Annotated in this window: 1 protein-coding gene; it reads right to left on the minus strand. The window is 65.9% G+C overall.

All coding sequences use genetic code 11. The features are described 5' to 3' along the window. Positions 1-888 (minus strand): imidazolonepropionase (gene hutI / locus EOA33_RS36960; RefSeq protein ID WP_127407813.1); only part of this gene is annotated, 888 nt, incomplete at its 3' end. Positions 889-929 lie beyond the last annotated feature (41 nt).

Genomic DNA, 929 nt, shown 5'->3' on the forward strand with positions numbered 1-929 from the left:
GGGCAGGATCGTCGCCACGGTTCCGGCCCTGGCCATCGCCGCCGCGCCCGCCTCGTCGGTGTATTCGAGATGGTCGGCCGACAGCGCGCCGTAACGCGCGGCAAGCTCGGCGCCATGCAGGTTGGAGAGCTGGTCGGCGTGGAGTTTTACGGGCAGGCCGAGCGTCTTGGCCTTGTCGAAGACGCGCGCCATCTGCTCCGGTGAAAAGGCAATGCCCTCGCAGAAACCGTCAATCGCGTCGGCCAGGCCTTCCGCGGCCACGGCGGGCATGATCTCGCTCGCGACGAGATCGATGAAGGCGTCCTTGTCGCCCTTGGCCTCCGGCGGCAGCGCATGGGCGGCGAGGCATGTCGTGCGGACCGTCACCGAGCGTTTGTCACCGAGTCGCCGCGCGGCACGCAGCGACTTCTTCTCATTGTCGACGTCAAGGCCATAGCCCGACTTCACTTCGATCGTGGTGACACCCTCGGCCATCAGCGCGTCGAGGCGCGGCAATGTCTGGGCTACCAGTTCGTCCTCGCTGGCGGAACGCAATGACTTCACCGAGGAAACGATTCCGCCGCCGGCTTTGGCCACCTCTTCATAGGTGGCGCCGGCCAGCCGCATCTCGAACTCGTTGGCGCGGTTGCCGGCGTAGACGAGATGGGTGTGGCAATCGACCAGGCCGGGCGTGACCCAGCGGCCTTCGCAGTCGGTGATGTCAGCGCCCTGGGCAAGCGCCGCCGGCAGATCGGCTTCCGGCCCGGCATAGGTGATCAGGCCGTCGCGCGCGACGACTGCGCCCCTTTCGGCGATGCCCAGTCCCGGCGCGCCTTCGGCCATCGTCGCCAGGCGCGCATTGCGCCAAAGGTGAAGGCCCCCTGCCCGGCTTTTGATTTCTGCCGCCATCATCTTTTCCGTTTGATTAGATGGCAATTATGTATATACAT

It is taken from the genome of Mesorhizobium sp. M4A.F.Ca.ET.050.02.1.1 (assembly GCF_003997725.1).
Lineage (GTDB): Bacteria > Pseudomonadota > Alphaproteobacteria > Rhizobiales > Rhizobiaceae > Mesorhizobium.